The sequence below is a fragment of the Citrobacter sp. Marseille-Q3906 genome (assembly GCF_916618775.1).
GTDB lineage: Bacteria > Pseudomonadota > Gammaproteobacteria > Enterobacterales > Enterobacteriaceae > Citrobacter > Citrobacter murliniae.
In genome coordinates this window covers 134,386-159,633 of record NZ_CAKAKA010000002.1, presented here as the reverse complement: position 1 = coordinate 159,633, position 25,248 = coordinate 134,386, and the positions used below count along the sequence as shown (strand labels likewise).

19 protein-coding genes are annotated in these 25,248 nt (G+C 50.3%); 11 read left to right on the top strand and 8 right to left on the bottom strand.

The window, feature by feature from the left end:
* The first annotated feature begins 383 nt into the window (after window positions 1-383).
* Window positions 384-872: a GNAT family N-acetyltransferase gene (locus LG384_RS05045; protein ID WP_045440367.1), complete on the top strand. Its 489-nt coding sequence runs from the start codon at window positions 384-386 to the stop codon at window positions 870-872.
* A gap of 429 nt (window positions 873-1,301) precedes the next feature.
* Window positions 1,302-5,675, top strand: a complete 4,374-nt coding sequence (locus tag LG384_RS05040) for an autotransporter outer membrane beta-barrel domain-containing protein (RefSeq protein WP_225760570.1) — start codon at window positions 1,302-1,304, stop codon at window positions 5,673-5,675.
* Between the two features lie 282 nt (window positions 5,676-5,957).
* Here the strand turns inward: LG384_RS05040 and LG384_RS05035 are convergent, their stop codons facing one another.
* Complete coding sequence (locus tag LG384_RS05035; RefSeq protein WP_045440360.1) at window positions 5,958-6,434, bottom strand: cold-shock protein; 477 nt, start codon at window positions 6,432-6,434, stop codon at window positions 5,958-5,960.
* Window positions 6,435-6,521: 87 nt separating this feature from the next.
* Window positions 6,522-6,767, bottom strand: a complete 246-nt coding sequence (locus LG384_RS05030; protein ID WP_045449467.1) for a DUF2543 family protein — start codon at window positions 6,765-6,767, stop codon at window positions 6,522-6,524.
* A 396-nt stretch (window positions 6,768-7,163) separates the two neighbouring features.
* Here LG384_RS05030 and LG384_RS05025 point away from each other — a divergent pair, with 396 nt between their 5' ends.
* Together LG384_RS05025 and LG384_RS05020 are read left to right on the top strand one after the other, a co-directional pair.
* Complete coding sequence (locus tag LG384_RS05025) at window positions 7,164-7,940, top strand: MBL fold metallo-hydrolase (protein ID WP_045440358.1); 777 nt, start codon at window positions 7,164-7,166, stop codon at window positions 7,938-7,940.
* A gap of 18 nt (window positions 7,941-7,958) precedes the next feature.
* On the top strand, window positions 7,959-8,909 hold the full coding sequence (locus tag LG384_RS05020; protein ID WP_045440355.1) for a GlxA family transcriptional regulator: 951 nt from the start codon (window positions 7,959-7,961) through the stop codon (window positions 8,907-8,909).
* On the opposite strand, the gene LG384_RS05015 is transcribed toward LG384_RS05020, so the two are convergent.
* The gene (locus LG384_RS05015; RefSeq protein WP_225760569.1) at window positions 8,906-9,514 is read right to left on the bottom strand and encodes a class I SAM-dependent methyltransferase; all 609 of its coding nucleotides are present in this window, start codon (window positions 9,512-9,514) and stop codon (window positions 8,906-8,908) included. The genes LG384_RS05020 and LG384_RS05015 overlap by 4 nt on opposite strands.
* A gap of 175 nt (window positions 9,515-9,689) precedes the next feature.
* On the opposite strand from LG384_RS05015, the gene LG384_RS05010 reads away from it, so the two are divergent.
* From LG384_RS05010 to LG384_RS04990, 5 genes are all read left to right on the top strand, one after another.
* Window positions 9,690-10,769, top strand: a complete 1,080-nt coding sequence (locus tag LG384_RS05010; protein WP_225760568.1) for a LacI family DNA-binding transcriptional regulator — start codon at window positions 9,690-9,692, stop codon at window positions 10,767-10,769.
* Window positions 10,770-10,922: 153 nt separating this feature from the next.
* Window positions 10,923-14,000, top strand: a complete 3,078-nt coding sequence (locus tag LG384_RS05005) for a beta-galactosidase (protein WP_225760567.1) — start codon at window positions 10,923-10,925, stop codon at window positions 13,998-14,000.
* A gap of 59 nt (window positions 14,001-14,059) precedes the next feature.
* Window positions 14,060-15,313: an MFS transporter gene (locus LG384_RS05000; RefSeq protein ID WP_136345276.1), complete on the top strand. Its 1,254-nt coding sequence runs from the start codon at window positions 14,060-14,062 to the stop codon at window positions 15,311-15,313.
* Between the two features lie 29 nt (window positions 15,314-15,342).
* Window positions 15,343-15,954 (top strand): galactoside O-acetyltransferase, encoded by a 612-nt coding sequence (gene lacA, locus LG384_RS04995; RefSeq protein WP_045440344.1) that lies wholly within the window; start codon window positions 15,343-15,345, stop codon window positions 15,952-15,954.
* Between the two features lie 225 nt (window positions 15,955-16,179).
* Window positions 16,180-16,452 carry a YceK/YidQ family lipoprotein gene (locus LG384_RS04990; protein ID WP_045440341.1) on the top strand — a complete coding sequence of 91 codons (273 nt, stop codon included), beginning with the start codon at window positions 16,180-16,182 and terminating at the stop codon, window positions 16,450-16,452.
* A gap of 59 nt (window positions 16,453-16,511) precedes the next feature.
* Here the strand turns inward: LG384_RS04990 and prpE are convergent, their stop codons facing one another.
* The 4 genes from prpE to prpB form a co-directional block, all read right to left on the bottom strand.
* Complete coding sequence (gene prpE, locus LG384_RS04985) at window positions 16,512-18,398, bottom strand: propionate--CoA ligase (RefSeq protein ID WP_045440339.1); 1,887 nt, start codon at window positions 18,396-18,398, stop codon at window positions 16,512-16,514.
* Between the two features lie 40 nt (window positions 18,399-18,438).
* Entirely contained in the window at window positions 18,439-19,890 is a 1,452-nt protein-coding gene (locus tag LG384_RS04980; RefSeq protein ID WP_048221978.1) for a bifunctional 2-methylcitrate dehydratase/aconitate hydratase, read from the bottom strand.
* A gap of 38 nt (window positions 19,891-19,928) precedes the next feature.
* Complete coding sequence (gene prpC / locus LG384_RS04975; protein WP_045440334.1) at window positions 19,929-21,098, bottom strand: 2-methylcitrate synthase; 1,170 nt, start codon at window positions 21,096-21,098, stop codon at window positions 19,929-19,931.
* A 109-nt stretch (window positions 21,099-21,207) separates the two neighbouring features.
* Window positions 21,208-22,086 carry a methylisocitrate lyase gene (prpB, locus tag LG384_RS04970; RefSeq protein WP_045440332.1) on the bottom strand — a complete coding sequence of 293 codons (879 nt, stop codon included), beginning with the start codon at window positions 22,084-22,086 and terminating at the stop codon, window positions 21,208-21,210.
* 250 nt (window positions 22,087-22,336) lie between these two features.
* On the opposite strand from prpB, the gene prpR reads away from it, so the two are divergent.
* Window positions 22,337-23,932, top strand: coding sequence for a propionate catabolism operon regulatory protein PrpR (prpR, locus tag LG384_RS04965; protein ID WP_225760566.1), 1,596 nt, complete (start codon window positions 22,337-22,339; stop codon window positions 23,930-23,932).
* A gap of 48 nt (window positions 23,933-23,980) precedes the next feature.
* Here prpR and yahO read toward each other — a convergent pair whose 3' ends face one another.
* Window positions 23,981-24,256 (bottom strand): DUF1471 family periplasmic protein YahO, encoded by a 276-nt coding sequence (gene yahO, locus LG384_RS04960; protein WP_045440330.1) that lies wholly within the window; start codon window positions 24,254-24,256, stop codon window positions 23,981-23,983.
* Window positions 24,257-24,614: 358 nt separating this feature from the next.
* On the opposite strand from yahO, the gene LG384_RS04955 reads away from it, so the two are divergent.
* Window positions 24,615-25,247 carry a LysE family transporter gene (locus LG384_RS04955; protein WP_045449464.1) on the top strand — a complete coding sequence of 211 codons (633 nt, stop codon included), beginning with the start codon at window positions 24,615-24,617 and terminating at the stop codon, window positions 25,245-25,247.
* Window position 25,248: the final 1 nt, after the last annotated feature.

The window sequence follows — 25,248 nt, the reverse complement described above, 5'->3', positions numbered from 1 at the left end:
CTAAACATCCAAAGAAGGTTTGTTATATCGTGTTTGTTAACAGAATGCAAAGTCATCCCTGTACCAGACGCAGATGCCCGCGCCGGGTGCTCAATACCGGATGAGGATTAATAATAAGATATAAAAAAGGCCGCCAGCTCATAACGCCTCCATTGCCAGGCTTTATGTAAACTCTGGCAATGGAAACACTCAGTGGCGTTCACACTGAAGTGGGAACCTTCTGGCCACACTCATACGTCTGGATGAGGTTCCGGGTGGTAAAATCGACCACATTTATTCTCTGCATGCGCAGAGCTGAGTCCAATTAACTCAATTTGACAGATTCTACAGGTGTATCATGGCTGTGGAGTATTGCATCCGGCAGCGCGGTTTAAGAGGAATTAATGGAGATTCGACGTTTCAAAAATGGGGATGAGGCCGCATTATTTCGCGTCTTTTTATCGTCCGTACATAACATCGCGTCACGCGACTACACGCCAGAACAAATCGATGCGTGGGCTCCAGCGGATATTGATCAGGAACTTTGGGCCAGTCATATGAGGACGTTACGACCCTTTGTCGTTGAGATTGATGGTGAAATAGCCGGGTATGCTGATGTTCAGCCCAATGGATATATTGACCATTTTTTCGTATCGGGAACCTGTCCAGGGCAAGGCGTTGGTACTTTGCTTATGAATCGCATTCATCAAGAGGCCAGATTACTCGGTTTGAACGAGCTCACATCGCACGTGAGCAAAACCGCGGAGTCTTTCTTTTTACGTCATGGTTTTTATTTGGTGAAGCGAAAACATCCTGTTCGACGTGGCGTGACGCTGCAGAATGCAGTGATGCGAAAAGAACTTAATCAGGAAGCGGTGCACGCCAAGGAATAATCAGTTGATAATTGACTGATGTATACCAATCAGAATTTACCTTTTTTTACAAAAAAAAGCGTGAAATTATATAAAAGCTTATTGGAAAATATAGACCTGCGGTTCTTATATTTTTTGTATTGATATAGGATGGTTTTTATGTTAACCCGGAAAATATAGCTTCAAAATACTCTCACATACTGTCAAACAATTATATTTAGGCTTTTCATCTTCTACCAGATGAGAAGCATGAACGCATTCTGCATTAACAATTAATTAGCAACCTATAGCTGACAACATCTAAACAGGAATAATGGGTTAATAATTACTCAGGCAACGTTTCGATTAAATTATAAATTCTAGCCATGAGCATCTGATAACACATTCATTATTATGGATGTGGCGGTGCTGATTGTTATATGCGTCTTTGTTGATACGGTGAGGTGATTGATGAACAAAATATATCAGATAAAATGGAGTAAAGTTCGTAATTGCTGGTACGTGTGTTCTGAATTAGGGCGAAAGAATACAAAAAAGAAGTCACGGCTTTTATTAGCTAGTGCTATTGGTTTATTTTCATCTCTTGCTTTCGCCAGTGATATTGATGTTAGTAAAGATGCCACAGTTGAATTTAGCGCAAATAATCAATCCATCAATTATCATATCAATGTAAAAGATAATGCAAACCTGGTGATCAATTCACCTGACTCTCGCCCTCGCCTGACGTTCACATCAGGCGGAGGGTTGAACATTACTCAGGGTACAGTACGAATTAATGGCCCTCTAAATGTTCTGCTGCGTGGCACCGGGTTTCTTAATGTAGCTAACTCTGGTAGCGAGTTATATGCTGAAGATTTGTACGACAGCTTATCCAATAATCGTCGTGATGGCGGGTATTTTAACGTTTCTGATGGCGGTAAAATTCATGTTAAAGGAACAACCCGCTTAACCTATGAAAAAGGGAATGTCAGCGGCGAAGGCAGCCAGGTTAATACCGAAACGTTCTTTATGGGTACATTTAGTAGTTACGGAGGTGACCAATTCCTGTCTGTTAATAACAAAGGAGAAGTTAACGCCAGTAAGAGTTTAAGTCTGGGCTATTACAATCAAAGATCTGATACAACGCTGGTCGTTTCGGACATGGGCAAAATCTCTGCCCCAGAAATTAGTCTGAGTACAAACTCAGAATTAGCCTTAGGTGCCAAAGAAGGCGACAGTGCCAGAGCTGCCGGTATTATTGATGCAGAGAAAATTGAGTTTGTCTGGGCCGACACAGACAATAAAAAACTCACTCTGAACCATACAAGTGATAACGCAAATATTTCTGCTGATATTTCAAGCGGTAGTGAAGGCCTTGGTAAAATCAATGCACTCAATGGTACAACTTTCCTGTCTGGGGATAATTCAGGCTTTAGCGGAGAGGTAAAAATTGCTAAGAGCGCAACACTTGGTGTTACTCAGAACCTGGGGACTGCAAATATTAGCAATAGCGGGAAATTATTACTAAACGCACAAGACGATATGGTGTTTGGTAATAAGGTTTCAGGAAGCGGCATTATCTCTGTCGGAGCCGGAAGTGTGACATTATCTGGTGACAACTCCACCTTTAAAGGGAAGATTAATGTTGAATCAGGCGCTACCGCTACCGTTTCTGATAAGAAAAACCTGGGTTCCGCTGGATTGTCAGTCGCAGGGAAGCTTCAGCTCAATAGTACCAGCGACTGGCTATTTAACAGTTATCTTTCAGGCTCAGGCATCCTGGGAGTAGATACGAAAAATCACGCGTTCTCCTTTAATAACAGCAGCAATACGTCTGGGTTCACAGGTGCGCTGGAGTTACAAAATACGACCTTCAACTTACAGGGAACAAATACTGACGCCCTTTCAAAAGCAGGGCTGATTGCAGGTAAAGGGAGTGAAATTTCACTGGGCATCGGAACACAATCCATTGGAAGCCTGGCATTTTCCGGCGGCTCTATTGCATTCGGTAGCATCACTCCGGGGATACATCAAACCGATAAGATGGTGAACGTCAAAGATCAGTTAGACCTGACTGGCTCTGGTGTTGTGCAGGTGAATCCCACTGGCGTAGTGGACTCCATACCGCAAGGTGTTAACACTGGACTTTCCTTAATGGAGCAAGAAGACACAAACGCGGAAATTAAACTGGTTTCCGCAGAGTCCGGAACGGTTGTAACAGGAGATGCCGGAAACCTGCAACTTCAGGATCTGAATGGCAAGGCGATCACCGACGCTGTTCAGCATGACATTAGCCAGGATGGGCAGGTTGTTGCAAAAGGAACGTACGACTACCGTCTGACCAGCGGACAAAATAATGACGGCTTGTATGTAGGTTATGGCCTGACACAAGTTGAGCTACAAGGGCAGGGTCAGAATGCCCTGGTCCTGAATGCCAATGGCAAGACTGGTGCAGCAGCAGAGTTAAGTTCCCGTCTGACAGGCTCCGGGGATCTGGCGCTGGATAGTCAGAAAGGTCAGACAGTATCGCTATCCGGTATGAATAATGACTACACCGGCCTGACCGATTTGCGCAGCGGTAATCTTCTGATGCTGAACGACAATGTGCTGGGTCATACATCCGGTCTGCAGTTAGCAGATGAAACGATTGTAGATATGAATGGGCACAGCCAGACGATCGGGCAACTCACCGGGGCAGCAGGTTCAGTCCTGAATATTAATGGCGGTAGCCTGACGATTTCTAACGGCGGGACATCCGCAGGGACACTAACTGGCAACGGTAATCTCAGTATAGATACCGGCATCCTTAACGTGAGTGGCAGTAATGCTGACTTAAGCGCGACAACGACTATCGCATCCGGAGCTGAAGTCGCGCTGGATAATATTCAGGGATTGGGGAGCGGAAATATTATCTCCGATGGCCGTCTAAACCTGAATACTGTTGAGGGACAACTGTCCAACAACCTTAGCGGTAAAGGCGAAGTCTCATTCAGCGAAGCTAACGTTGCACTGGAGGGGGATAACAGTGGATTCAGTGGTCAATTTAATCTGGACAACAATACACAATTAGTTGTGTCAGCGTCCAACCATCTGGGGGATGCGACTGTTCATAATCAAGGCGAAATGGTACTTAACGGTGCTGATGACTGGACCATGCATAACCAATTGGATGGCAGCGGCGATGTCATCAAGCAGGGCTTGGGCAATATCACTCTGACGACCAATTCCGCCTATACAGGTACTACCGATATTCAGCAAGGTGGGCTGATACTGGGTCAGGATGACGCGTCTGTTACTTTGGCGAGTCAGGAGGTCAAAATTTCGTCTACCGGTATGCTCTCCGGCGCTGGGGCTGTACAAGGTAGTATTAATAACGCAGGTCTATTCGTGGCCGGAAGTGGGACAACGGGTAGCTTTACTGTTGGTGGCGATCTGACCAACCGAGGAGCCGTCTCTTTAGGTCATGTAGGACAATCTGCTGGCAACCAACTTGTTGTTGAGGGGAATTACCATGGCAATGATGGCCTGATTAGTTTTGATACCGTACTGGGAGACGACAATTCAGCCACCGATAAACTCATTGTAAAAGGCGATACGACTGGCAGCACCAAAGTGAGTATCACCAATGCTGGAGGCCGAGGGGCGCAAACTCTGGAGGGTATTGAATTAATTCATGTGGATGGTCGTTCTGATGGGGAATTTTCTCAACGTGGGCGAATTACTGCTGGCGCTTATGATTATTCTTTGGTTCGGGGCCAGGGAACTAATAATAGTCACTGGTATTTGACCAGCCAGCTGATTTCGTCGGAAAACCCCGGTCAACCAGAAAAGCCCGAAAACCCCGTTTCTCCAACCGAGCATACGCTGCGCCCGGAAGGTGGAACCTATGCGGCGAATCATGTTGCTGTAAATACCATGTTCAACACTCAGCTACACGATCGCCCAGGAGAAACGCAGTACCAAGATGTGTTAACCGGAGAGACTAAAGTTACCAGCATGTGGACGCGCCAGGTGGGTGGTCACCAGAGTTGGTATGACGGGAGCGGCCAGTTACATACCCAAAGCAACCGCTATGTGGTACAACTCGGCGGTGATATCGCGCAGGGCTCAACAAATGGACTTGATAGCTGGCGTCTTGGGATCATGGCCGGTTATGGTCATGACAATAATCAAACCCGCTCATCGGCAACCGGTTATACCTCACGAGGAAGCGTCAATGGCTATAGTACAGGTATTTACGCCACATGGTATGCCGATAAGTCCAGCCATAGAGGTCTATATGTCGACGGGTGGGCGCAATATGGTTGGTTTGATAACCATGTTAAAGGCGAAGGACTGGCCTCTGAGTCATATAGTTCCAAAGGCCTGACCGCGTCTGTTGAAACGGGTTATACCTATAAAATTAGTGAGTTCCCTGGCAGCAAGGGGACCGCTAATGAGTGGTATATTCAGCCACAAGCGCAGATTACCTGGATGGGTGTTAAATCAGATAAGCATCAGGAAGCTAACGGAACATATGTGGATATGAACGGTAACGGTAATATTCAGACCCGCCTGGGGGCAAGGACATATCTGAAGAGCTTTAATAAAATGGATGAAGGCAAAGGTCGCGAATTTCAGCCGTTTATTGAAGCAAACTGGATCCACAATACACGTAGCTTCACCACTAAAATGGATGGCGTAAACGTCAACCAGGAAGGGGCCCGCAATCTCGGTGAGTTCAAGCTAGGTCTGGAAGGCCATATTTCCCCACATTTAAATGTATGGGGAAATATAGGAGTCCAGATTGGCGGCAAGGGATATGCTGACAGCACAGCTACATTAGGGCTGAAATACAGTTTCTAATTAATCTCAATAAATAGCCAAAGTGTTCACGTGCACTTTGGCTATTTTTTATTATCACTTTTTACTTAGCCTACCGACTGGTATTTCGGTAATCGCCTCTCAACCATTATTAGGCGCTAACTCGCTGGGAAGTTTCAACACTTCGGAACAATGAAGAAAAGCCAGATCTGGCGGCGGATAACAAACTTAGTTTGTGCAAGCGAAGCGCAAATTCACCAAACAATGCCGAAATTCTGCGCTACGTAACAGCAGAATTTCGGATCACAGTCAGTCCGAAAGATTTCAGACCTTGAGGAGTTTCACCGTGGCGTCGATGTCTATCTCATCTTCCGAGAAGATCAGCGTTGTTCCCTGGAAGGTGGTGATTGCCAACTTTTTCAGCGTACGCATTTCTCCGGGCTTCACATCTGATTTCGGTTTGATGCTGTTCATCAGTACGCCCACAGACAACACCGCATTTTCTTTATCAATGCGAGTCTCAACAGGCACTTCTTCACTGTATACCAGGTAAGACTTGATCGCCGTGAGCTTTAGTCGCTCGCCCGCGATATAAATGTACTTGCTCTCTGGTACGACTTTCACCGCATAAGCTGACAAACCCTTGTTATTGGTCGTGGGTTCGAAAGTCACCGCCGCATCTTTCTTGATCAGCTCAGGGTTAGCAACCTTAATCACATGAAAATAACGGTTATCTCCGTTTTCATCTTTGATAAATCCAAAGCCTTTATCTTTAAACCACGTTGTGATTGTTCCGTTCATTGCTTTACCGCCTGGTTAATCGTTAATCTACTAAATTATTGCTGTGCGCAGTGTAAAACACAATGCCAGTGCAGGCTACGCCTTTGGTTACTCGTTACCCCAGCGATTGAGAAACTCCGCTATCTCATCGATACGCTGTTCGTCGATGCCAGCAACACCAGCCATCTCCTGCTGCGCTTCTTCGCTGATCTCCTCGTTGTTCATTAAACGGGTGATCAGTAGCTGGAAGTAATGCGCCAGGGAGTCGCGTTCCGGCTCGTTCACCGGCTTTGTCGTCTCCGTCGCGTACTCGTCGGCAATATCATAATACTTCAGCGAAATTTCGTTGTTCATCAGTTGCTCCGGGGTGAATGCCGTGTGCCAGCGGTTGCCTGCATCGTCTGGTGCGAATGATAGCATTCTTATTTCACCGTTAGCGATCTGTTTTATTGGCGATAATACACTGAATATATCAAAATATTCTCTGCAGCCGTTTTTCATTTAATAAAATCACTTACATTTAATTCACTCTGATTTATTCAGCACGGTATCATTGTCTGGTATTAAATAAATATTAAGCAGGTTGGCTATCATTTAATTTACTATCGCGGCATACACTTTACGTCACGGCATCGGTAATCATAGCATCCGGTTGGCCCAATCCCATCGCTAATCGCCCATTTGCCCACATTTATCTTCTGGACAACACTCTACGATGACACCACTGACCCAAAACGTGGAGCAAACACCATGAACATCACGCAAATACGCAATGCCACGCAACGCATCACCTTTGGCGGCAAAACCTTTCTGGTCGATCCTATGCTGGCGCCAAAAAGTGCTTATCCGGGTTTTGCCGGAACAGCGCGCGCAGAGATCCGTAACCCAACCGTCGATCTGCCCATCGACATCGATACCCTGCTTAACGTCGATGCGCTGATCGTGACCCATCTGCACGAGGATCACTGGGACGAGGTTGCCACTCGCGTCGTGCCGAAAGATAAACCGATCTATGTGCAAAATGAGCAGGATGAGCACGTGCTGCGGGAGCAGGGTTTCACACAACTGACCGTACTGACGCACAGCACTACGCTGGGCGACATCACCCTGCGTAAAACCGGCGGCCAGCACGGCTCGGATCGCGCTTACGCCATCCCGCAAATGGCGGAGCGTCTGGGTGATGCCTGCGGGGTTATCTTCCAGCATCCGGCGGAAAAAACGCTGTATCTGGTCGGGGACACCATCTGGCGCAACGAGGTGGAAACCAATATGCAGACTTTCCAGCCAGACGTGGTTATTTTGAACGCAGGCTTTGCCCACGTTATCGGTTTTGGGCCAATTATTATGGGTGCTGAGGATGTACTAAAAACCCACTTCACGCTGCCGCAGGCACAGATTGTCGCGACCCATATGGAAGCGATTAACCACTGCCTGCTCACCCGTTCAGCTCTGAAAGATTATGCCCACGACAACCAGATTGCGGAATTCGTCAACGTGCCGGAAGATGGTGAAACCCTGACGTTTTAATGCCAACAGAGGAATCGTATGCTCCCGCTCACCGTCGCTATCGTCGCCGTTGAAGATTTCAGCCCGTTTCACTTCTCGGTGCCGTGCATCATTTTCAGTGACAAAGTGGCGGCGAAAAAACGCTTTGAGGTGCAACTGTGCGCCGAGAAACCTGGCATCATCGCTTCTCAGGACGGCTTTTCCGTCACCGCCTCTCACGGTTATGAAGCCGTGGAGGCGGCCGACATTGTGGTGATCCCATACTGGGGCACCACGGCCCATCGCCCGGCACAAAGTCTGCTTGATGCACTCAATCGCGCGCGGCAAAACGGCGCCCAAATTGTCGGATTGTGCCTGGGAGCATTTGTTCTCGGCTATGCCGGATTGCTGGACGGCAAACGAGCGGCCACGCACTGGGAGTTTGAACAAGACTTTCAGGCACGTTTTCCCGCCGCTCGTCTGGATATCAACGCCTTATATGTGGATGACGACGGCATTATCACCTCGGCAGGCACCGCAGCCGCACTTGATTGCTGCTTGTATGTGATCCGCCAACGCTTTGGCAGTACGGTCGCGAATCAGATTGCCCGACGGATGATTGTGCCGCCACATCGCGAAGGAGGACAGGCGCAGTTTATCGAACAGCCAGTGGCGAAAAGTACCCAGGATCAGCGCATCAACGCTCTGCTCGACTATTTGCGCCAGCATATCCACGAACAACATAACCTCGACGGGCTGGCGCAGCGGGTAATGATGAGTCGGCGAACTTTAACCCGCCATTTTATGAAAGCTACCGGGTCGAGTGTGGCAGAGTGGCTGATTGCCGAACGCCTGCGTCGCAGTCAGGAACTGCTTGAGTCCAGCCCGTTACCCGTTGAAAGAATTGCCGAACAGGTTGGCTTTCTGTCGCCGGTAACCTGGCGCCAGCATTTTAAATCACACTTCGGTGTCAGTCCCGCTGAGTGGCGCAAAACTTTTCGCGGCGTTTAACCCCTTTTCTTCGCCAGCCAGACCGTATGCCCGGCGCATTGCGGATCTTCCATCACCATATCAATCACCTCAAAGCCGTGCGCTGACAGCAGTGCGCGGTACTCGTCGGGCGCCAGACTGGCGTGAAACAACGGTTCGCCTTCAAACTGCCCCATGGCGATGCCGTTACTGGTGCCGCTGGTAAACATGATTGCGCTACCGGGATGGCTGAGCCGGTCAAAAATCGGGAACATGTTTTGTTGGTCCTGCTGGGTTAAATGGAAAAAACTGTCCCAGGCAAGCAAACCCTCGAAAGTTTCATTCAGCGTTAATTCGCGCATATCCTGCTCCAGCCAGCGCTGGTCGGGAAAAGCTTGCCGGGCGCGCGCCAGCATCGCCGCTGAACCATCCACACCGGTAAGCTGAAAACCTTGCTGGATAAAATAGTCGGCAATCGGCTGACCATTCCCACAGCCAATATCTACAATGCTGCCCAGCCCGCCCATTGCCGCAATGAATTTATCCAGCCAGTGTTTTTCAAAAAGCGTGCGCGAGCGCTGGCAGGCAAACGCAGCTGCGTGGCGTCGGTAAATGGACAGAATGTTCTTTGCCTCCAGATCACTCACAATTTCCTCACTATTTTTTGATATATCATTATGTTAAATATGGCAACCATAGACCACAGGGAGCGATTTGCTGAAAGCTTCTTTCTCCGAAATGAGCCTCGCAGAACAATGCCACAAATGACGAAAAACCTTTCATGGTGTGGCATGATAGCGCGTGGATAACATGGAAATCAGGGTGATAAATGTGAAACCGGTAACGCTATACGATGTTGCAGACCATGCAGGAGTCTCTTACCAGACCGTCTCCCGCGTCGTGAATCAGGCCAGCCACGTTTCCGCGAAAACCCGTCAGAAAGTTGAGGCCGCAATGGCGGAACTTAACTATATCCCCAACCGCGTCGCACAGCAGCTTGCGGGCAAGCAAACGCCGCTTATCGGCGTGGTGACCGCAAACCTTGCTCTACATGCACCCTCGCAAATTGTTGCCGCCATTAAATCTCGCGCCGACCAGTCCGGGGCCAGTGTGGTGATTGCGATGGTTGAGCGTAGCGGTATGCAAGCGTGTAAATCGGCGGTACATAACCTGCTGTCACAGCGTGTGACCGGGCTTATCATCAACTATCCGCTTGATGAAGAGGACGCCATTGCCGTTGCCGCCTCCTGCGCCCCGGTGCCGGTGCTGTTTCTTGATGTCTCGGATCAATCCCCAATTAACAGCGTGATTTTCTCCCATGACGATGGCGCGCGACTGGGCGTAGAACATCTGGTACAGCATGGCCATCAACGTATCGCTCTGTTAGCCGGACCGAATACCTCAGTCTCGGCACGGCTCAGACACGCGGGCTGGCATAAGTATCTGGCGCACTACCAGCTACAACCGACGGTGGAAATGGAAGGCGACTGGAGCGCTATGTCCGGTTTTCATCAAACCATGCAGATGCTTAACGACGGTAACATCCCAACCGCTATGCTGGTCGCCAATGATCAAATGGCACTGGGCGCGATGCGGGCAATAAGCGAATTTGGCCTGCGGGTCGCTACTGACATCTCGGTAATTGGCTATGATGACACCGAAGACAGCTCCTGTTATATCCCGCCGCTGACCACAATAAAGCAGGATTTCCCGATGCTTGGACAAACCAGCGTCGACAAACTATTACAGCTTTCACAGGGTGGATCCGCCCCGGGTAACCAGCTTCTGCCCGTTACGCTGGTTGAGCGAAAAACCGTTCTGCCGCCGAATACTCAGACCGCTACCGCTCAGGGACTCGCGGAGTCTTTAATGCAGCTGGCCCGCCAAATTTCTCGTCTTTAACGCTCCATGGGGAAGTTATCATCTTTATCTTGCATACCTGAATTTATGTGATTTAGTTCAATTATTATTCACACTCCCCTTTACAAAATAATCGACTCCCACGTATGTTCAATAAAATTGTGAGCGGATAACAAATTTAACCAGGATACTGCCATGACCCTGAACACGGATTCACTCGCCGCCGTACTGAAACGCCGCGACTGGGAAAACCCCGGCGTGACACAACTCAATCGCCTGGAGGCTCACCCGCCTTTTTGTAGCTGGCGCTCAGCGGATGACGCCCGCAGGAACAGTCGCTCTGCGCAATTGCGTTCACTGAATGGTGAGTGGAAATTTGCCTGGTTTGCTTCGCCAGAAGCGGTACCTGAAAGCTGGCTTGAAAACGATCTGCCGCAGGCGGATACCATCGTGGTGCCTTCTAACTGGCAGATGAGCGGCTATGACGCACCAATCTACTCCAACATTACCTATCCGTTTCCGGTCAATCCCCCGTACGTTCCGGCTGAGAACCCAACTGGATGTTACTCGCTCACATTTAGTGTAGATGAAGGCTGGCTACTTGAGGGCCAGACTCGCGTTATTTTTGATGGTGTTAATTCTGCATTTCATCTGTGGTGCAATGGTCGCTGGGTCGGCTACGGTCAGGACAGTCGTCTGCCTTCCGAATTTGATCTCAGCAATTTCCTGACTCGCGGTGAAAACCGTCTGGCGGTGATGGTGCTACGCTGGAGCGATGGTAGCTATCTGGAAGACCAGGACATGTGGCGTATGAGCGGTATTTTCCGCGACGTTTCTCTGCTGCACAAACCCACGACGCAAATCCGCGATCTGCGTGTCAACACCCGCTTTAACGATGACTTCAGTCGCGCAGTGCTGGAAGCGGAAGTCAGGGTGGCGGGCAACGAGAGCGAAGATTTACGCGTCACCCTACAATTGTGGGATGGTGAAACACTGATCAGCGATACCACCGCCCTGTTAGGCAGCGAGATCATTGATGAGCGCGGGGCTTACAACGATCGCACTTCGCTGCGTCTGAATGTTGAAAACCCGGCGCTGTGGAGCGCAGAAACACCCAATCTGTACCGCGCTGTTGTGCAGTTACATACAGCCAACGGCACACTGATTGAAGCAGAAGCCTGTGATGTCGGCTTTCGTCAGGTGAGCATTGAAAATGGTCTGCTCCTGTTAAACGGCAAGCCACTATTGATTCGCGGAACCAACCGGCATGAACATCACCCGAAAAACGGTCAGGTGATGGACGAAGCGACGATGCTGCAGGACATCATCCTGATGAAGCAGAACAACTTCAATGCCGTACGCTGCTCCCATTATCCGAATCATCCGCTGTGGTACACCCTGTGCGATCGCTACGGGCTGTACGTAGTGGATGAAGCCAATATCGAAACCCACGGCATGGTGCCGATGAATCGCCTGACCGACAATCCAGACTGGCTGCCAGCCATGAGTCAGCGCGTCACGCGTATGGTGCAGCGCGATCGCAACCACCCCAGTATTATTATCTGGTCGCTGGGAAATGAATCCGGTCACGGCGTGAACCACGATGCCCTCTACCGCTGGCTGAAATCAGAAGACCCGTCCCGCCCGGTGCAGTACGAAGGCGGCGGCGCGGATACCGCAGCAACAGACATCATCTGCCCAATGTATGCCCGCGTCGACCAGGATCAGCCTTTCCCGGCTGTGCCAAAATGGTCAATCAAAAAATGGCTGTCGATGCCCGGTGAGCAGCGCCCGTTAATCCTTTGCGAATACGCCCATGCGATGGGCAACAGCCTCGGCGGTTACGCTAAATACTGGCAGGCGTTTCGCCAGTACCCTCGCTTACAGGGCGGTTTCGTCTGGGACTGGGTGGATCAGTCGCTCATCAGATACGATGACGAAGGTAAGCCCTGGTCTGCCTACGGCGGTGACTTTGGCGACACGCCGAACGATCGTCAGTTCTGTATGAACGGTTTGGTGTTTGCCGATCGCACACCGCATCCATCACTGTACGAGGCTAAACACGCGCAGCAATTTTTCCAGTTCACGTTGCTCCCTGGCGCGCAATGGAAGATTGAGGTCACCAGTGAATATTTGTTCCGTCGCAGCGATAACGAAGTTTTGCACTGGTCTATCGCTCAGGACGGTAATCCACTGGCCAGCGGAGAGCAGGCATTGGATATCGCTCCGCAGGGCAACCAGATAATCACCCTGCCGGAAATCCCGATGCCTGAAACTGCGGGCCAGCTGTGGCTGACGGTGCACGTTTCTCAGCCCCAGGCGACCGGGTGGTCAGAAGCTGGACATATCAGTGCCTGGTATCAGTGGAAACTGGAAGAAAAATTCAGTCTGACGCTTCCATCGCATGCCAGTGCAACGCCAGAGCTGACCGTCAGCGAGGGCGCATTTACAGCGGCAGTCAATAACAAACGCTGGGAATTCTCCCGTCAGTCAGGTCTGCTAACACAATACTGGATGGATGATACGCCGCAGTTATTAACCCCGTTAATCGATCAGTTCATCCGCGCACCGCTGGATAACGACATTGGCGTCAGTGAAGTCACCCGTATCGATCCCAACGCCTGGGTCGAACGCTGGAAGGCGGCAGGTCACTATCACACAGAGCCAAAGCTACTGGTTTGTGAAGCCGAAACACTGTCCAGCAGCGTACTGATTACCACCGTACATGCCTGGCAGTACCTTGGTAACACACTGTTTATCAGCCGTAAATCCTACCGTATTGACGGACACGGCGAGATGCAAATGACAATAGATGTCGATGTCGCCAGCGGAACACCGCATCCGGCGAGGATTGGTTTTAGCTGTCAGCTTGCGTTGGTCGCTGAGCGGGTAAACTGGACAGGTCTCGGTCCCCACGAGAACTACCCGGACCGCCTGAGCGCGGCCTGTTTTGGCAAGTGGGATCTTTCGCTGGATGAGATGTATACCCCTTACGTTTTTCCGAGTGAAAACGGCCTGCGCTGTGGAACGCGCGAATTGCGCTACGGTGCTCATCAGTGGCGCGGTGATTTCCAGTTCAACATCAGTCGCTACAGTCAGAAACAACTGATGGAAACCAGCCATCGCCATCTGCTGCAACCAGAGGCGGGGACCTGGCTCAATATTGATGGTTTCCATATGGGCGTCGGCGGGGATGACTCATGGAGTCCTTCCGTTTCGCCGGAATATCAACTGAGTGCCGGACACTATCACTACCAGGTCAACTGGCGCTAAAAATAATAAATAATTGGGCAGGTTGCGACCTGCCATTATTTTGCGTAAGGAAATCCATTATGTATTATTTAAAAAACACTAACTTTTGGATGTTCGGTTTTTTCTTCTTCTTTTACTTTTTTATTATGGGGGCTTATTTCCCATTTTTCCCTATCTGGTTACACGATATAAACCATATCAGTAAAGGGGATACCGGCGTCATCTTCGCCTGCATCTCTTTATTCTCACTGCTTTTTCAGCCCATTTTTGGTCTGCTCTCCGATAAACTCGGACTGCGAAAACACCTGCTATGGATCATTACCGGGATGCTGGTAATGTTTGCCCCGTTCTTTATTTACGTTTTTGGCCCACTACTGCAGTTTAATATTTTACTCGGCTCTATTGTCGGGGGAATTTACCTGGGTTTTATTTACAACGCCGGGGCTCCGGCAATCGAAGCCTATATTGAAAAAGCGAGTCGCCGAAGTCATTTTGAATTTGGCCGCGCACGTATGTTTGGTTGCGTGGGCTGGGCATTGTGCGCCTCAATTGCCGGGATTATGTTTACTATTAACAACCAGTTTGTCTTCTGGTTGGGATCGGGTTGCGCGATAATTCTGGCAATACTGCTGTTCTTTTCGAAAGCTGAAGTGCCTTCTTCTGCAAAGGTTGCGGACGCAGTCGGCGCCAATCATTCAGCTTTCAGCCTGAAACTGGCACTGGAGTTATTTAAACAACCTAAACTATGGTTCCTTTCACTATATGTCGTCGGTGTTTCCTGCACTTACGATGTGTTCGACCAGCAGTTCGCCAATTTTTTCACCTCATTCTTTGCCACTGGTGAACAAGGTACTCGCGTATTTGGCTACGTCACCACCATGGGAGAGCTACTCAACGCTTCCATCATGTTTTTTGCCCCGCTAATTGTGAATCGCATCGGTGGGAAAAACGCCCTGTTGCTGGCAGGCACTATTATGTCAGTGAGGATTATCGGTTCCGCGTTTGCCACCTCCGCGCTGGAAGTTGTTATCCTCAAAACGCTTCATATGTTTGAAATCCCCTTCTTGATCGTCGGCTGCTTCAAATACATCACCAGCCAGTTTGAAGTTCGTTTCTCCGCCACTATTTATCTGGTGTGCTTCTGTTTCTTCAAACAGCTGGCAATGATTTTCATGTCCATACTGGCCGGTAATATGTACGAAAGTATCGGTTTTAAGGGAGCTTATCTGGTACTGGGAATCATCGCCCTGAGCTTCACGCTGATTTCAGTCTTTACGCTTAGCGGCGCAAAACCATTCTCTCGTTATGTCACGCAAATGGACAGACAGGTCTGAATTTAACATACAAGGATGGAGTCGCATTAATGAGCACCGCCATGAGAGACAGAATAAAAGCAGGAAAGCTGTTTACCGATATGTGTGAAGGGTTACCGCAAGAGAGATTGCGCGGAAAAGAGTTAATGTATGAATTTAATCACACTCGTCCATCAGAAGTTGAAAAGAGAGAGAAACTGATTCATGAAATGTTTGGCACCGTGGGAGAACATGCGTGGATAGAGCCCCCCATTTATTTTTCTTACGGTAGCAATATTCACATTGGTAAAAACTTCTATGCCAATTTTAACTTCACCATTGTAGATGATTACACGGTTACCATAGGCGATAACGTTTTAATTGCACCCAACGTCACGATCTCTGTAACCGGGCATCCTGTTCATCATGAGCTGAGAAAGTTTGGCGAGATGTATTCTTTTCCGGTAACGATCGGCAATCATGTCTGGATTGGCAGTAATGTTGTTATCAATCCCGGAATTACGATTGGCGAGAACACGGTCATCGGTGCGGGTAGTGTCGTGACTAAAGACATCCCACCCAATGTCGTTGCGGCTGGCGTTCCCTGTCGGGTCATCCGAGAAATCAGCGACAGAGACAAGCAATATTATTACAAAGACTACAAAACGGAGCTGTCCATTTAAACAGATTACTATCCAATAAACGTCAAGGGGCAGACTTATACCCGTCATACTTCAAGTCGCCAGGGTATTGGCTGCGCCTTTACGGGCCACAGCTTCGCAGCGTTCAACTCTGTTCCTGACAGATTGTCACTCCCTCTTATCACTTACCTGACAGCTTAAGTTTTGCCGACAAAAAGCCGCTTTTCTACTGTTATGGTAAAACAAGGCGGTAAGCCAGGTCAGAGCATGAGCAGAAAGACAGTTGCGGTAATAGCGCTATTTATCAGCACATTACTTTCGGGATGTGGCAGCATTAATGCACGCACGGAAGGTAAAGAGTCAAATACATATTACGTGGGTATGCATCACGACATTGATAAAATAAAAAACCCGGGTGCTTACGATTATAACTATTTCGATTTAGCGTTGTTATTTGTTGATGTGCCGTTATCTTTTGTGGCGGACACTGTATATGCGCCATTTGATAGCGATCACGGACCGTATAAGAAGGCGAATTAAGATGTAGTGCCGGATGCATCGCTGATGCGACTTATCCGGCCTACGGTTAAGATGCCAGGTTATTCTTCAATTACCTGACGGATTTGCTGTAACGACGCGGGATCGTCAATGGTGGTCAGGTCGCCGGGATCGCGACCTTCACAGATCGCCTGGATCGTTCGCCGCAGCATTTTTCCGGAGCGAGTTTTGGGGAGTTGAGAAACAAACCAGACATGTGCCGGGCGACCAAAGTTACCAATCTGACTGTCCACCAGCGCCATAATCGCCTTCTCTTCTGAATGCGCGATATCGCGATCTTCCAGACTGTCGCTCTGCTTCGGAATAACAAATGCCACAGCCACCTGCCCTTTCAACGCATCTTTTACGCCCACTACCGCCACTTCCGCAACGTTCGGATAGCTGGAAATACTCTCTTCGATCTCGCGCGTGCCAAGTCGATGTCCGGCAACGTTAATCACATCATCCGTCCGGCCAAGAATAAAGTAATAACCATCGGCATCGCGGATCCCCCAGTCAAACGTGGCGTACACCTGACGAGAAAACAGCGACCAGTAGGTATTCACAAAGCGCGTGTCATCGCCCCAGATAGTTTGAATACACCCCGGCGGCAGAGGCCCTTCAATCACCAGCATTCCCTTCTCATTTGCCTCACAGGGTTCACCGGTCACTTCATTCAGCAACTGTACGTTGTAGCCATACATCGGCACGCCAGGACTACCCAGACGCGAAGGCCGGTCATCCAGTCCACGAGCAATCGCCATGATCGGCCAGCCGGATTCGGTCTGCCAGTAGTTATCGATAACCGGTACGCCCAGCGTTTCCGTTACCCAGCTCGCCGTCGGTTCATCCAGCGGCTCACCCGCCAGATACAGCACCTCAAGCGAGGAGAGATCGTGGTTGCGGATCTGCGCAGTCGGGAATTTCTTCAGCACGCGGATAGCGGTCGGCGCCGAGAACATCCGGCTGACCTGATATTTCTCGACGATTTTCCACCATACCCCGCAGTCCGGATACGTTGGTAACCCTTCGTAGACAATAGTCGCCATCCCCGCCAGCAGCGGGGCGTACACGATGTAGGAGTGTCCAACCACCCAGCCGATATCCGAGGCACAGAAAAAGACGCCACCAGCTTTGCCGCCAAAAATGGTGTCCATTGAGGTCGCCAGCGCCACCGCGTAGCCGCCGACATCACGCTGTACGCCTTTCGGTTTGCCGGTCGTGCCGGAGGTGTAGAGAATGCAGGATGTTTCGTTCGACTCCAGCCAGGTTACCGGCACACGCGCCCCGAGATGCTGCTGACGCAGCGTGGCAAAATCGAGGTCACGCCCCGCCACCTGCGCCATTTTCGCCAGACCGCGATCGACCAAAATCACATGGCGTGGCTGGTGCTGCGCCTGATTGATCGCATCGTCGAGCAACGTTTTATACGGCAGTATTTTGCCACCACGCGCTCCGGCATCTGCTGATACGATAACCGTTGGTCGGGCATCGTCGATCCGCGCCGCCACGCTATGTGAAGCGAATCCACCGAACACAACCGAATGGATCGCCCCAATACGTGCACAGGCCAGTAGCGTAATGTGCGCCTCGGCAATCATTGGCATATAGACCAGCACCCGATCGCCACGTTGAACGCCCAGCGACAATAGCATCGCTGCTGTTACGTTAACTTCGTCATACAACTGGCTAAAGGTAAACGTGCGTTCTTCTTCGGTTTCCGATGAAACGGCAATCAGCGCCAGCGCATCAGGTTGCTTATCCAGCCAACGGTCGATGGCGTTATGGCACAAATTCGTCGTCCCGCCGCAAAACCAGCGGGCAAACGGCGGATGGTTGTGATCCAGCACCTGGGTAAACGGCTGCTGCCAGTCAATACGCTGGGCCTGCTCGGCCCAGAACGACTCTGGTTGGGTAATAGAACGCTGATAAAAATCGCTATAAGACATAACGCTCTCCTGTTGAACTTACGCCTTGCCGCACGCAGGTTTAAATAATGAAAAGATCCATATACTCATTGACCGGCATCTGCTCCAGGCGTGTTCTGTCCAGGGAGACATCCAGGATGCGCTGCTGCTGGCGAGTTGGGAACTGACGCGCCAGGTTGATTTTGAATTTTTCGACCAGCTTTGGCATACCGTCATGACGACGACGCGCGTGGCCAATTGGGTACTCCACCACCACCTCTTCGAAACGTGAACCGTCGGTAAACTCGAGAGTGATGGCGTTAGCGATAGCGCGTTTTTCCGGGTCGTGATAATCAGCGGTAAAGGCAGGATCTTCGAAGCAGTTGATCTTCTCGCGCAGGGCATCAATGCGTTTATCCTGCGCCACACCGTCTTCATAATCTGCTGCCGTCAAACGTCCAAACAGCAGAGGGATCGCTACCATGTACTGAATGCAGTGGTCGCGATCCGCCGGGTTATTTAGTGGGCCTTTTTTATCGATGATACGAATACAGGCTTCGTGAGTACGAATCGTCACTTTTTCGATATCCGCAGCAGTTTTCCCTGCCGCCTGCAACTTCTCATAAAGGGTCATCGCCGCTTCTACCGCAGTCTGTGAGTGGAACTCTGCCGGGAAGGAAATTTTAAACAACACGTTTTCCATCACGTACGAGCCGTATGGACGCTGGAAGCGGAACGACTCCCCTTTGAAAGAAACGTCATAAAAGCCCCAGGTTTTTGCCGTCAGCGCCGACGGATAGCCCATCTCACCGGTCTTCGCCATCAGCGCCAGACGTACCGCGCGGGAAGTCGCATCGCCTGCCGCCCAGGATTTACGCGTGCCGGTATTCGGAGCGTGGCGGTAGGTACGCAGCGACTGCCCGTCGACCCACGCCAGTGATACCGCATTGAGGATCTCGTCACGAGTCAGCCCCAGCATCTCGGCCACCACAGCGGTCGACGCGACTTTAACCAACAGAACGTGATCCAGCCCGACGCGGTTAAAGGAGTTTTCCAGCGCGATGCAGCCCTGAATTTCATGGGCTTTGATCATCCCGGTCAGCACTTTTTTCATGGTCAACGGCGCTTTTCCAACAGCCACCGCATTGCGAGACAGCCAGTCTGCCGTCGCCAGGATACCGCCGAGGTTGTCGGAAGGATGACCCCATTCAGCGGCCAGCCAGGTATCGTTGAAGTCCAGCCAGCGGATCATCGCGCCAATGTTAAATGCCGCCTGCACCGGATCAAGCTGAAACTGAGTACCCGGTACGCGAACACCGTTCGGCACTACCGTCCCCGGAACGACCGGCCCTAACAACTTTTTACAGGCCGGATATTCCAGCGCTTCCAGGCCACAGCCGAGGGTATCAAGCAGACAATAATGCGCAGTGTCATACGCCACTTTCGAGGTGATTTCGTAGTTCATGACGTAATCCACGATATCAACGATTTCACGGTCAAATTCTGGGCGAACATTCGAAATTTGTGCAGACATAACAAGAGTTCCTGAGTTTTATAATTTGAGGAATTGAATTAGCAACGCTGATCAATCGGGACAAAAACGCGATCTTCCGGGCCGGTATAATTGGCAGAAGGACGGATAATTTTATTATCCTGACGCTGTTCGATAATGTGTGCCGCCCAGCCGGTAACGCGGGCGATAACAAATAATGGGGTGAACATTTCGGTCGGAACGCCCATCATGTTGTAGGAGACCGCCGAGAACCAGTCGAGGTTGGGGAACATCTTTTTCGACTCCCACATCACGGTTTCCAGGCGATCGGCAATGTTGTACATCTTCAGCGAACCACCTTCCTGAGAAAGCTGCTTCGCCACGCGTTTGATTACCTGATGACGTGGATCGGCAATGGTATAAACCGGGTGGCCAAAACCAATCACCACTTCTTTATTTTCAATACGCTTGCGGATATCGGTTTCGGCTTCATCCGGCGTTTCGTAGCGCTGCTGGATCTCCAGCGACACTTCGTTCGCACCGCCGTGTTTTGGGCCACGCAGAGCACCAATAGCACCGATAATCGCTGAATACATATCGGAGCCAGTACCCGCAATCACCCGGCTGGTGAATGTGGAGGCGTTAAATTCGTGTTCGGCGTAAAGCACCAGCGAGATGTGCATCGCTTTTTCCCAGCTTTGCGACGGCTTTTCGCCATGCAGCAAATGCAGGAAGTGACCGCCAATAGAATCATCGTCGGTTTCGGGCTGGATCCGCTCACCGTTGTGGCTGTAGTGATACCAGTAAAGCAGGATCGAACTGAGCGAGGCCAGCAGCTTGTCGGCAATATCACGTGCGCCAGAAACGGTATGCCCCTCTTTTTCAGGTAGCGTGCAGCCTAACGCGGAGACACCGGTGCGCATCACATCCATAGGGTGCGATGCTGCGGGCAGCGCTTCCAGCACGGTACGTACGTTAGCCGGTAAACCGCGCAGCGCTTTTAATTTGCTTTTATAGGCATTGAGTTCATCACGGTTGGGTAATTTTCCGTGGATCAGCAGATGTGCAACTTCTTCAAATTCGCACTGTTGCGCCAGGTCGAGAATATCGTAGCCACGATAGTGTAAATCGTTACCGCTTTTACCGACGGTACACAGGGCGGTATTTCCGGCTGGCACGCCTGACAGCGCGACTGATTTTTTAGGCTTAATGACATTGGTATTATTTTGCAGGATCGTTGTGTCGCTCATGTTGTCCTCGTCATTATTTTAATGTGTAGGGTATTGAGGGTGTACGCCGTAGACCGGATAAACGTAGTGCCATCCGGCAGTGCCGGATGGCGGCTGCGCCTTATCAGGCCTACTTGAGATTCAGGGCGTCGAGCTTCTCCTCGTACTGGTAATAATTGATGCTTTCGTACAGCTCGTTACGCGTCTGCATAATGTCGATCACGCTCTTTTGCGTGCCTTCCTGGCGCAGCACGTTGTAAACCCTTTCTGCGGCGCGGTTCATGGCACGGAAAGCAGACAGCGGATAGAGCGCCATTGCGACGTTAGCGCTACGCAATTCATCGGTGGTGAACAGCGGCGTGGCGCCAAATTCGGTAATGTTGGCGAGGATCGGTACCTGCACCGCATCAGCAAACTGGCGGTACATAGAAAGCTCGGTGATGGCCTCCGGGAACAGCATGTCAGCACCCGCTTCGACATACGCCCGCGCACGATCGATTGCCGCTTCCAACCCTTCCACCGCCAGCGCATCGGTACGCGCCATGATCACAAAGTTCGGATCGGTGCGCGCATCCACTGCGGCGCGAATACGATCAACCATCTCTTCTTTGGAGACGATCGCTTTATTCGGACGATGACCGCAGCGCTTAGCGCCGATCTGATCTTCAATATGCAGCGCAGCGGCGCCGGCTTTGATCATTGATTTCACAGTACGCGCCACGTTAAATGCCGAGGATCCGAAACCAATATCTGCATCCACCAGCAGCGGCAGCGGGCAGACATCGGTAATACGGCGAATATCAGTCAGAACATCATCCAGAGTGGAGATGCCGAGATCCGGCAAGCCCAGCGATCCGGCAGCGACACCACCACCCGACAGATAAATCGCCTGATACCCGGCACGCTGGGCCAACAGCGCGTGATTGGCGTTAATGGTGCCAACGATTTGTAATGGATTTTCTTTGGTGAGCGCGGCGCGAAACGCCAGCCCTGGGGAGTGTAGAGACATATCCCATCCTCTTGTTATCAACTTGTTATCGTTCATTGATTAACTAAAGCAAGGGGTATGCCAAAGACCTTAATTTTTATTCATTTTCTGTTTTTGTTTTTAAAAACAATAAATTAAATTCAATCTTTATATCTTTGTTGCACAAAAGCGTGTCAGCTATCGTTTCATGAAACTGGTTTAAGTGTTTCATTGCAACATTTATGAAACACAACTAAACCCAATATTCGGTTCCTGACTTTTTGGGTTAGCTATGGCTGATACACATCTTCCTCCACGGGTGAACGACGACAAACCGGTTATCTGGACGGTCTCCGTCACGCGTCTGTTCGAACTGTTCCGCGACATTAGCCTCGAGTTTGATCACCTGGCGACTATCACCCCTATTCAGCTTGGTTTTGAAAAGGCAGTGACCTGGATCCGTAAAAAGCTGGCCACTGAGCGTTGCGATGCCATCATCGCCGCAGGCTCCAACGGTGCCTATTTGAAGAGCCGCTTGTCCATTCCGGTGATCCTGATTAAACCCAGCGGATTTGATGTGTTACAGGCGCTGGCGAAAGCGGGAAAACTCACTTCGTCGATTGGCGTCATCACCTATCAGGAAACCATCCCCGCGCTGATGGCCTTTCAAAAAACATTCAATTTACAGCTTGAGCAGCGCAGCTATATCACTGAAGAGGATGCCCGTGGACAAATCAATGAGCTGAAAGCCTGCGGTACACAAGCGGTGGTCGGCGCGGGACTGATTACCGATCTGGCGGAAGAAGCCGGTATGACCGGCATCTTTATATATTCGGCATCCACCGTGCGCCAGGCCTTCAGCGATGCGCTGGATATGACCCGTATGACGCTACGGCGAAACGGCCAGTATGCTTCTGGTGAGACGCTGCGTACCCGCTATGCCTTGGTGGACATGCGCGGCCACTCTGCGCAGATGGAACAGATGCGGCATACGATTATGCTGTACGCCCGCTCCCGCGCGCCGGTATTGATTCAGGGCGAAACCGGAACCGGTAAAGAGCTGGCGGCGCAGGCCATTCATCGTGAATATTTCACCCGCCTGGAGAATCGACGCGGGAAGCCCTCACCGCCGTTTGTCGCCGTCAACTGCGGGGCCATCACCGAATCATTACTGGAAGCTGAGCTGTTCGGCTATGAGGATGGCGCATTTACCGGCTCGCGCCGGGGAGGACGCGCGGGTCTGTTTGAAATCGCCCACGGTGGAACGCTGTTTCTCGATGAGATTGGCGAGATGCCGCTGCCGCTACAAACCCGACTACTGCGCGTGCTGGAAGAAAAAGAGGTTACGCGGGTGGGCGGACATCAGCCAATCCCGGTGGATGTGCGGGTGATTAGCGCCACGCATTGTCATCTTGAGCAGGAGATGAAACAGGGAAAGTTTCGTACCGATCTGTTTTATCGCCTGAGCATTCTGCGTCTGCAGTTGCCGCCGCTGCGCGAGCGTCTGCCCGATATTTTGCCGCTGGCAGAAGGATTTTTAAAACAGTCATTGGCGGAATTAGATGTGCCGTTTTCAGAGACAGTGCGCAAGGGATTGAGTCTGAGTCAGCATACTCTGCTGAATTATGGCTGGCCGGGGAATATTCGTGAACTGCGCAATATGATGGAGCGTCTGGCGCTATTTTTAAGTGAGGATCCACAGCCGGAGCTGAACGTCCATTTCTTACAGCAGTTAATGCCGGAACTGACCAATGTCGCCGAAATCCCCCTGATATCACCATCGCTGACGCCACAGCAGGTACTGGCACAATTCAATGGCGATAAAACAGCGGCAGCACGATATCTCGGTATCAGCAGAACCACATTCTGGCGCAGGCTAAAAGAATAACCCACCAGTACAAGGACTGGCGGGTATTTTATCTTTCAATACAGCGCATTATTTTTTCTTGTAAATATTGGCAGTGCCATGGATTTTATTATCCGTTTGACCGGATGTTAATACCACAACGTCAGCACCTTTCTCTTCTGCTTTCTTTAGAAGTTCTTCTTTGGCATCTGCAACGGAAACTTCATTACTTGTTGAGATATCACCAATTTTTGTATATTGCGACTCAACCTTTTCAAACTCAACCTTTGTCATAAATTCTGCTGCATACACGTTGGTCACGACAAAAGCTAACGCACCAATTAATAACTTATATCCAGTTTTCATATAAAAACTCCAGGTTTTGTTTTACGCCATTATCGACCCCTGAGCATCCATCGTGCGAGTCAAGGATGATTAATAAGTAGTTCAGCCCGAATAAAAAATCCAGAGCTAACAGAAATATAAAGATATTTTGCAAAACAATGGCGGCAGAGATTCCTGTAGCGCTGCGTGCGCCACCCCGCCCGGTCTATTGAAAACACCCCAGACGCCCGTTTGCAACATCGGCGGCGTTTCATAAAACAGTGTGAGTACATACTCAGAATCATGCTTACACTAAAACTATAGTATGGGTTAATTCAGAACGACCTCAATTACGATTGAAGGTAAAACGCCAATTTTTTCACAGATGGAAGCGCTGTTTATGGAACCTCTACACGCCGTCGTACTTACTGTCAGTTTATTTGTTTTAACCTTTTTTAACCCCGGCGCGAATCTGTTCGTGGTGGTGCAAACCAGTCTGGCATCAGGGCGGCGAGCAGGCGTAATGACAGGACTGGGCGTTGCATTAGGCGATGCCTTCTATTCCGGTCTGGGACTCTTTGGGATGGCGACGCTTATCACCCAGTGTGAAGAGATATTTTCGCTGATAAAAATTATCGGTGGCGCCTATTTGCTGTGGTTTGCGTGGAATAGCATACGGCATCAGGCCACACCACAAATGCCCACATTACAGCAGCCGCTCTCCGCTCCCTGGTATGTTTTCTTCCGTCGTGGATTATTAACGGATTTGTCCAATCCACAGACCGTGCTGTTTTTTATTAGTATCTTCTCAGTAACGTTAAGTGCAGAAACCCCGACCTGGGCCAGGTTAATGGCGTGGGCAGGAATAGTCTTTTCTTCCGTTATCTGGCGTATTTTTCTCAGCCAGGCGTTTTCTCTACCCGCAGTGCGTCGTGCATACGGACGTATTCAACGGGTTGCCAGTCGGGTGATTGGCGCCATTATCGGCGTCTTCGCTTTAAGGCTGATTTATGAAGGTATTAGCCATCGTTAAG

Excerpts from the sequence above, each read along its gene's own strand:
- prpR (WP_225760566.1), top strand. The coding sequence starts at position 22,337 with ATGGCTGATACACATCTTCCTCCACGGGTGAACGACGACAAACCGGTT.
- LG384_RS05030 (WP_045449467.1), bottom strand. The coding sequence starts at position 6,767 with ATGAACAACGAAATTTCGCTGAAGTATTATGATATTGCCGACGAGTAC.
- yahO (WP_045440330.1), bottom strand. The coding sequence starts at position 24,256 with ATGAAAACTGGATATAAGTTATTAATTGGTGCGTTAGCTTTTGTCGTG.
- lacA (WP_045440344.1), top strand. The coding sequence starts at position 15,343 with ATGAGCACCGCCATGAGAGACAGAATAAAAGCAGGAAAGCTGTTTACC.
- LG384_RS05035 (WP_045440360.1), bottom strand. The coding sequence starts at position 6,434 with ATGAACGGAACAATCACAACGTGGTTTAAAGATAAAGGCTTTGGATTT.
- LG384_RS04955 (WP_045449464.1), top strand. The coding sequence starts at position 24,615 with ATGGAACCTCTACACGCCGTCGTACTTACTGTCAGTTTATTTGTTTTA.
- LG384_RS05025 (WP_045440358.1), top strand. The coding sequence starts at position 7,164 with ATGAACATCACGCAAATACGCAATGCCACGCAACGCATCACCTTTGGC.
- LG384_RS05020 (WP_045440355.1), top strand. The coding sequence starts at position 7,959 with ATGCTCCCGCTCACCGTCGCTATCGTCGCCGTTGAAGATTTCAGCCCG.
- LG384_RS05040 (WP_225760570.1), top strand. The coding sequence starts at position 1,302 with ATGAACAAAATATATCAGATAAAATGGAGTAAAGTTCGTAATTGCTGG.
- LG384_RS05005 (WP_225760567.1), top strand. The coding sequence starts at position 10,923 with ATGACCCTGAACACGGATTCACTCGCCGCCGTACTGAAACGCCGCGAC.
- LG384_RS05000 (WP_136345276.1), top strand. The coding sequence starts at position 14,060 with ATGTATTATTTAAAAAACACTAACTTTTGGATGTTCGGTTTTTTCTTC.
- LG384_RS04990 (WP_045440341.1), top strand. The coding sequence starts at position 16,180 with ATGAGCAGAAAGACAGTTGCGGTAATAGCGCTATTTATCAGCACATTA.
- prpB (WP_045440332.1), bottom strand. The coding sequence starts at position 22,086 with ATGTCTCTACACTCCCCAGGGCTGGCGTTTCGCGCCGCGCTCACCAAA.
- LG384_RS05045 (WP_045440367.1), top strand. The coding sequence starts at position 384 with ATGGAGATTCGACGTTTCAAAAATGGGGATGAGGCCGCATTATTTCGC.
- LG384_RS04980 (WP_048221978.1), bottom strand. The coding sequence starts at position 19,890 with ATGTCTGCACAAATTTCGAATGTTCGCCCAGAATTTGACCGTGAAATC.
- prpC (WP_045440334.1), bottom strand. The coding sequence starts at position 21,098 with ATGAGCGACACAACGATCCTGCAAAATAATACCAATGTCATTAAGCCT.
- prpE (WP_045440339.1), bottom strand. The coding sequence starts at position 18,398 with ATGTCTTATAGCGATTTTTATCAGCGTTCTATTACCCAACCAGAGTCG.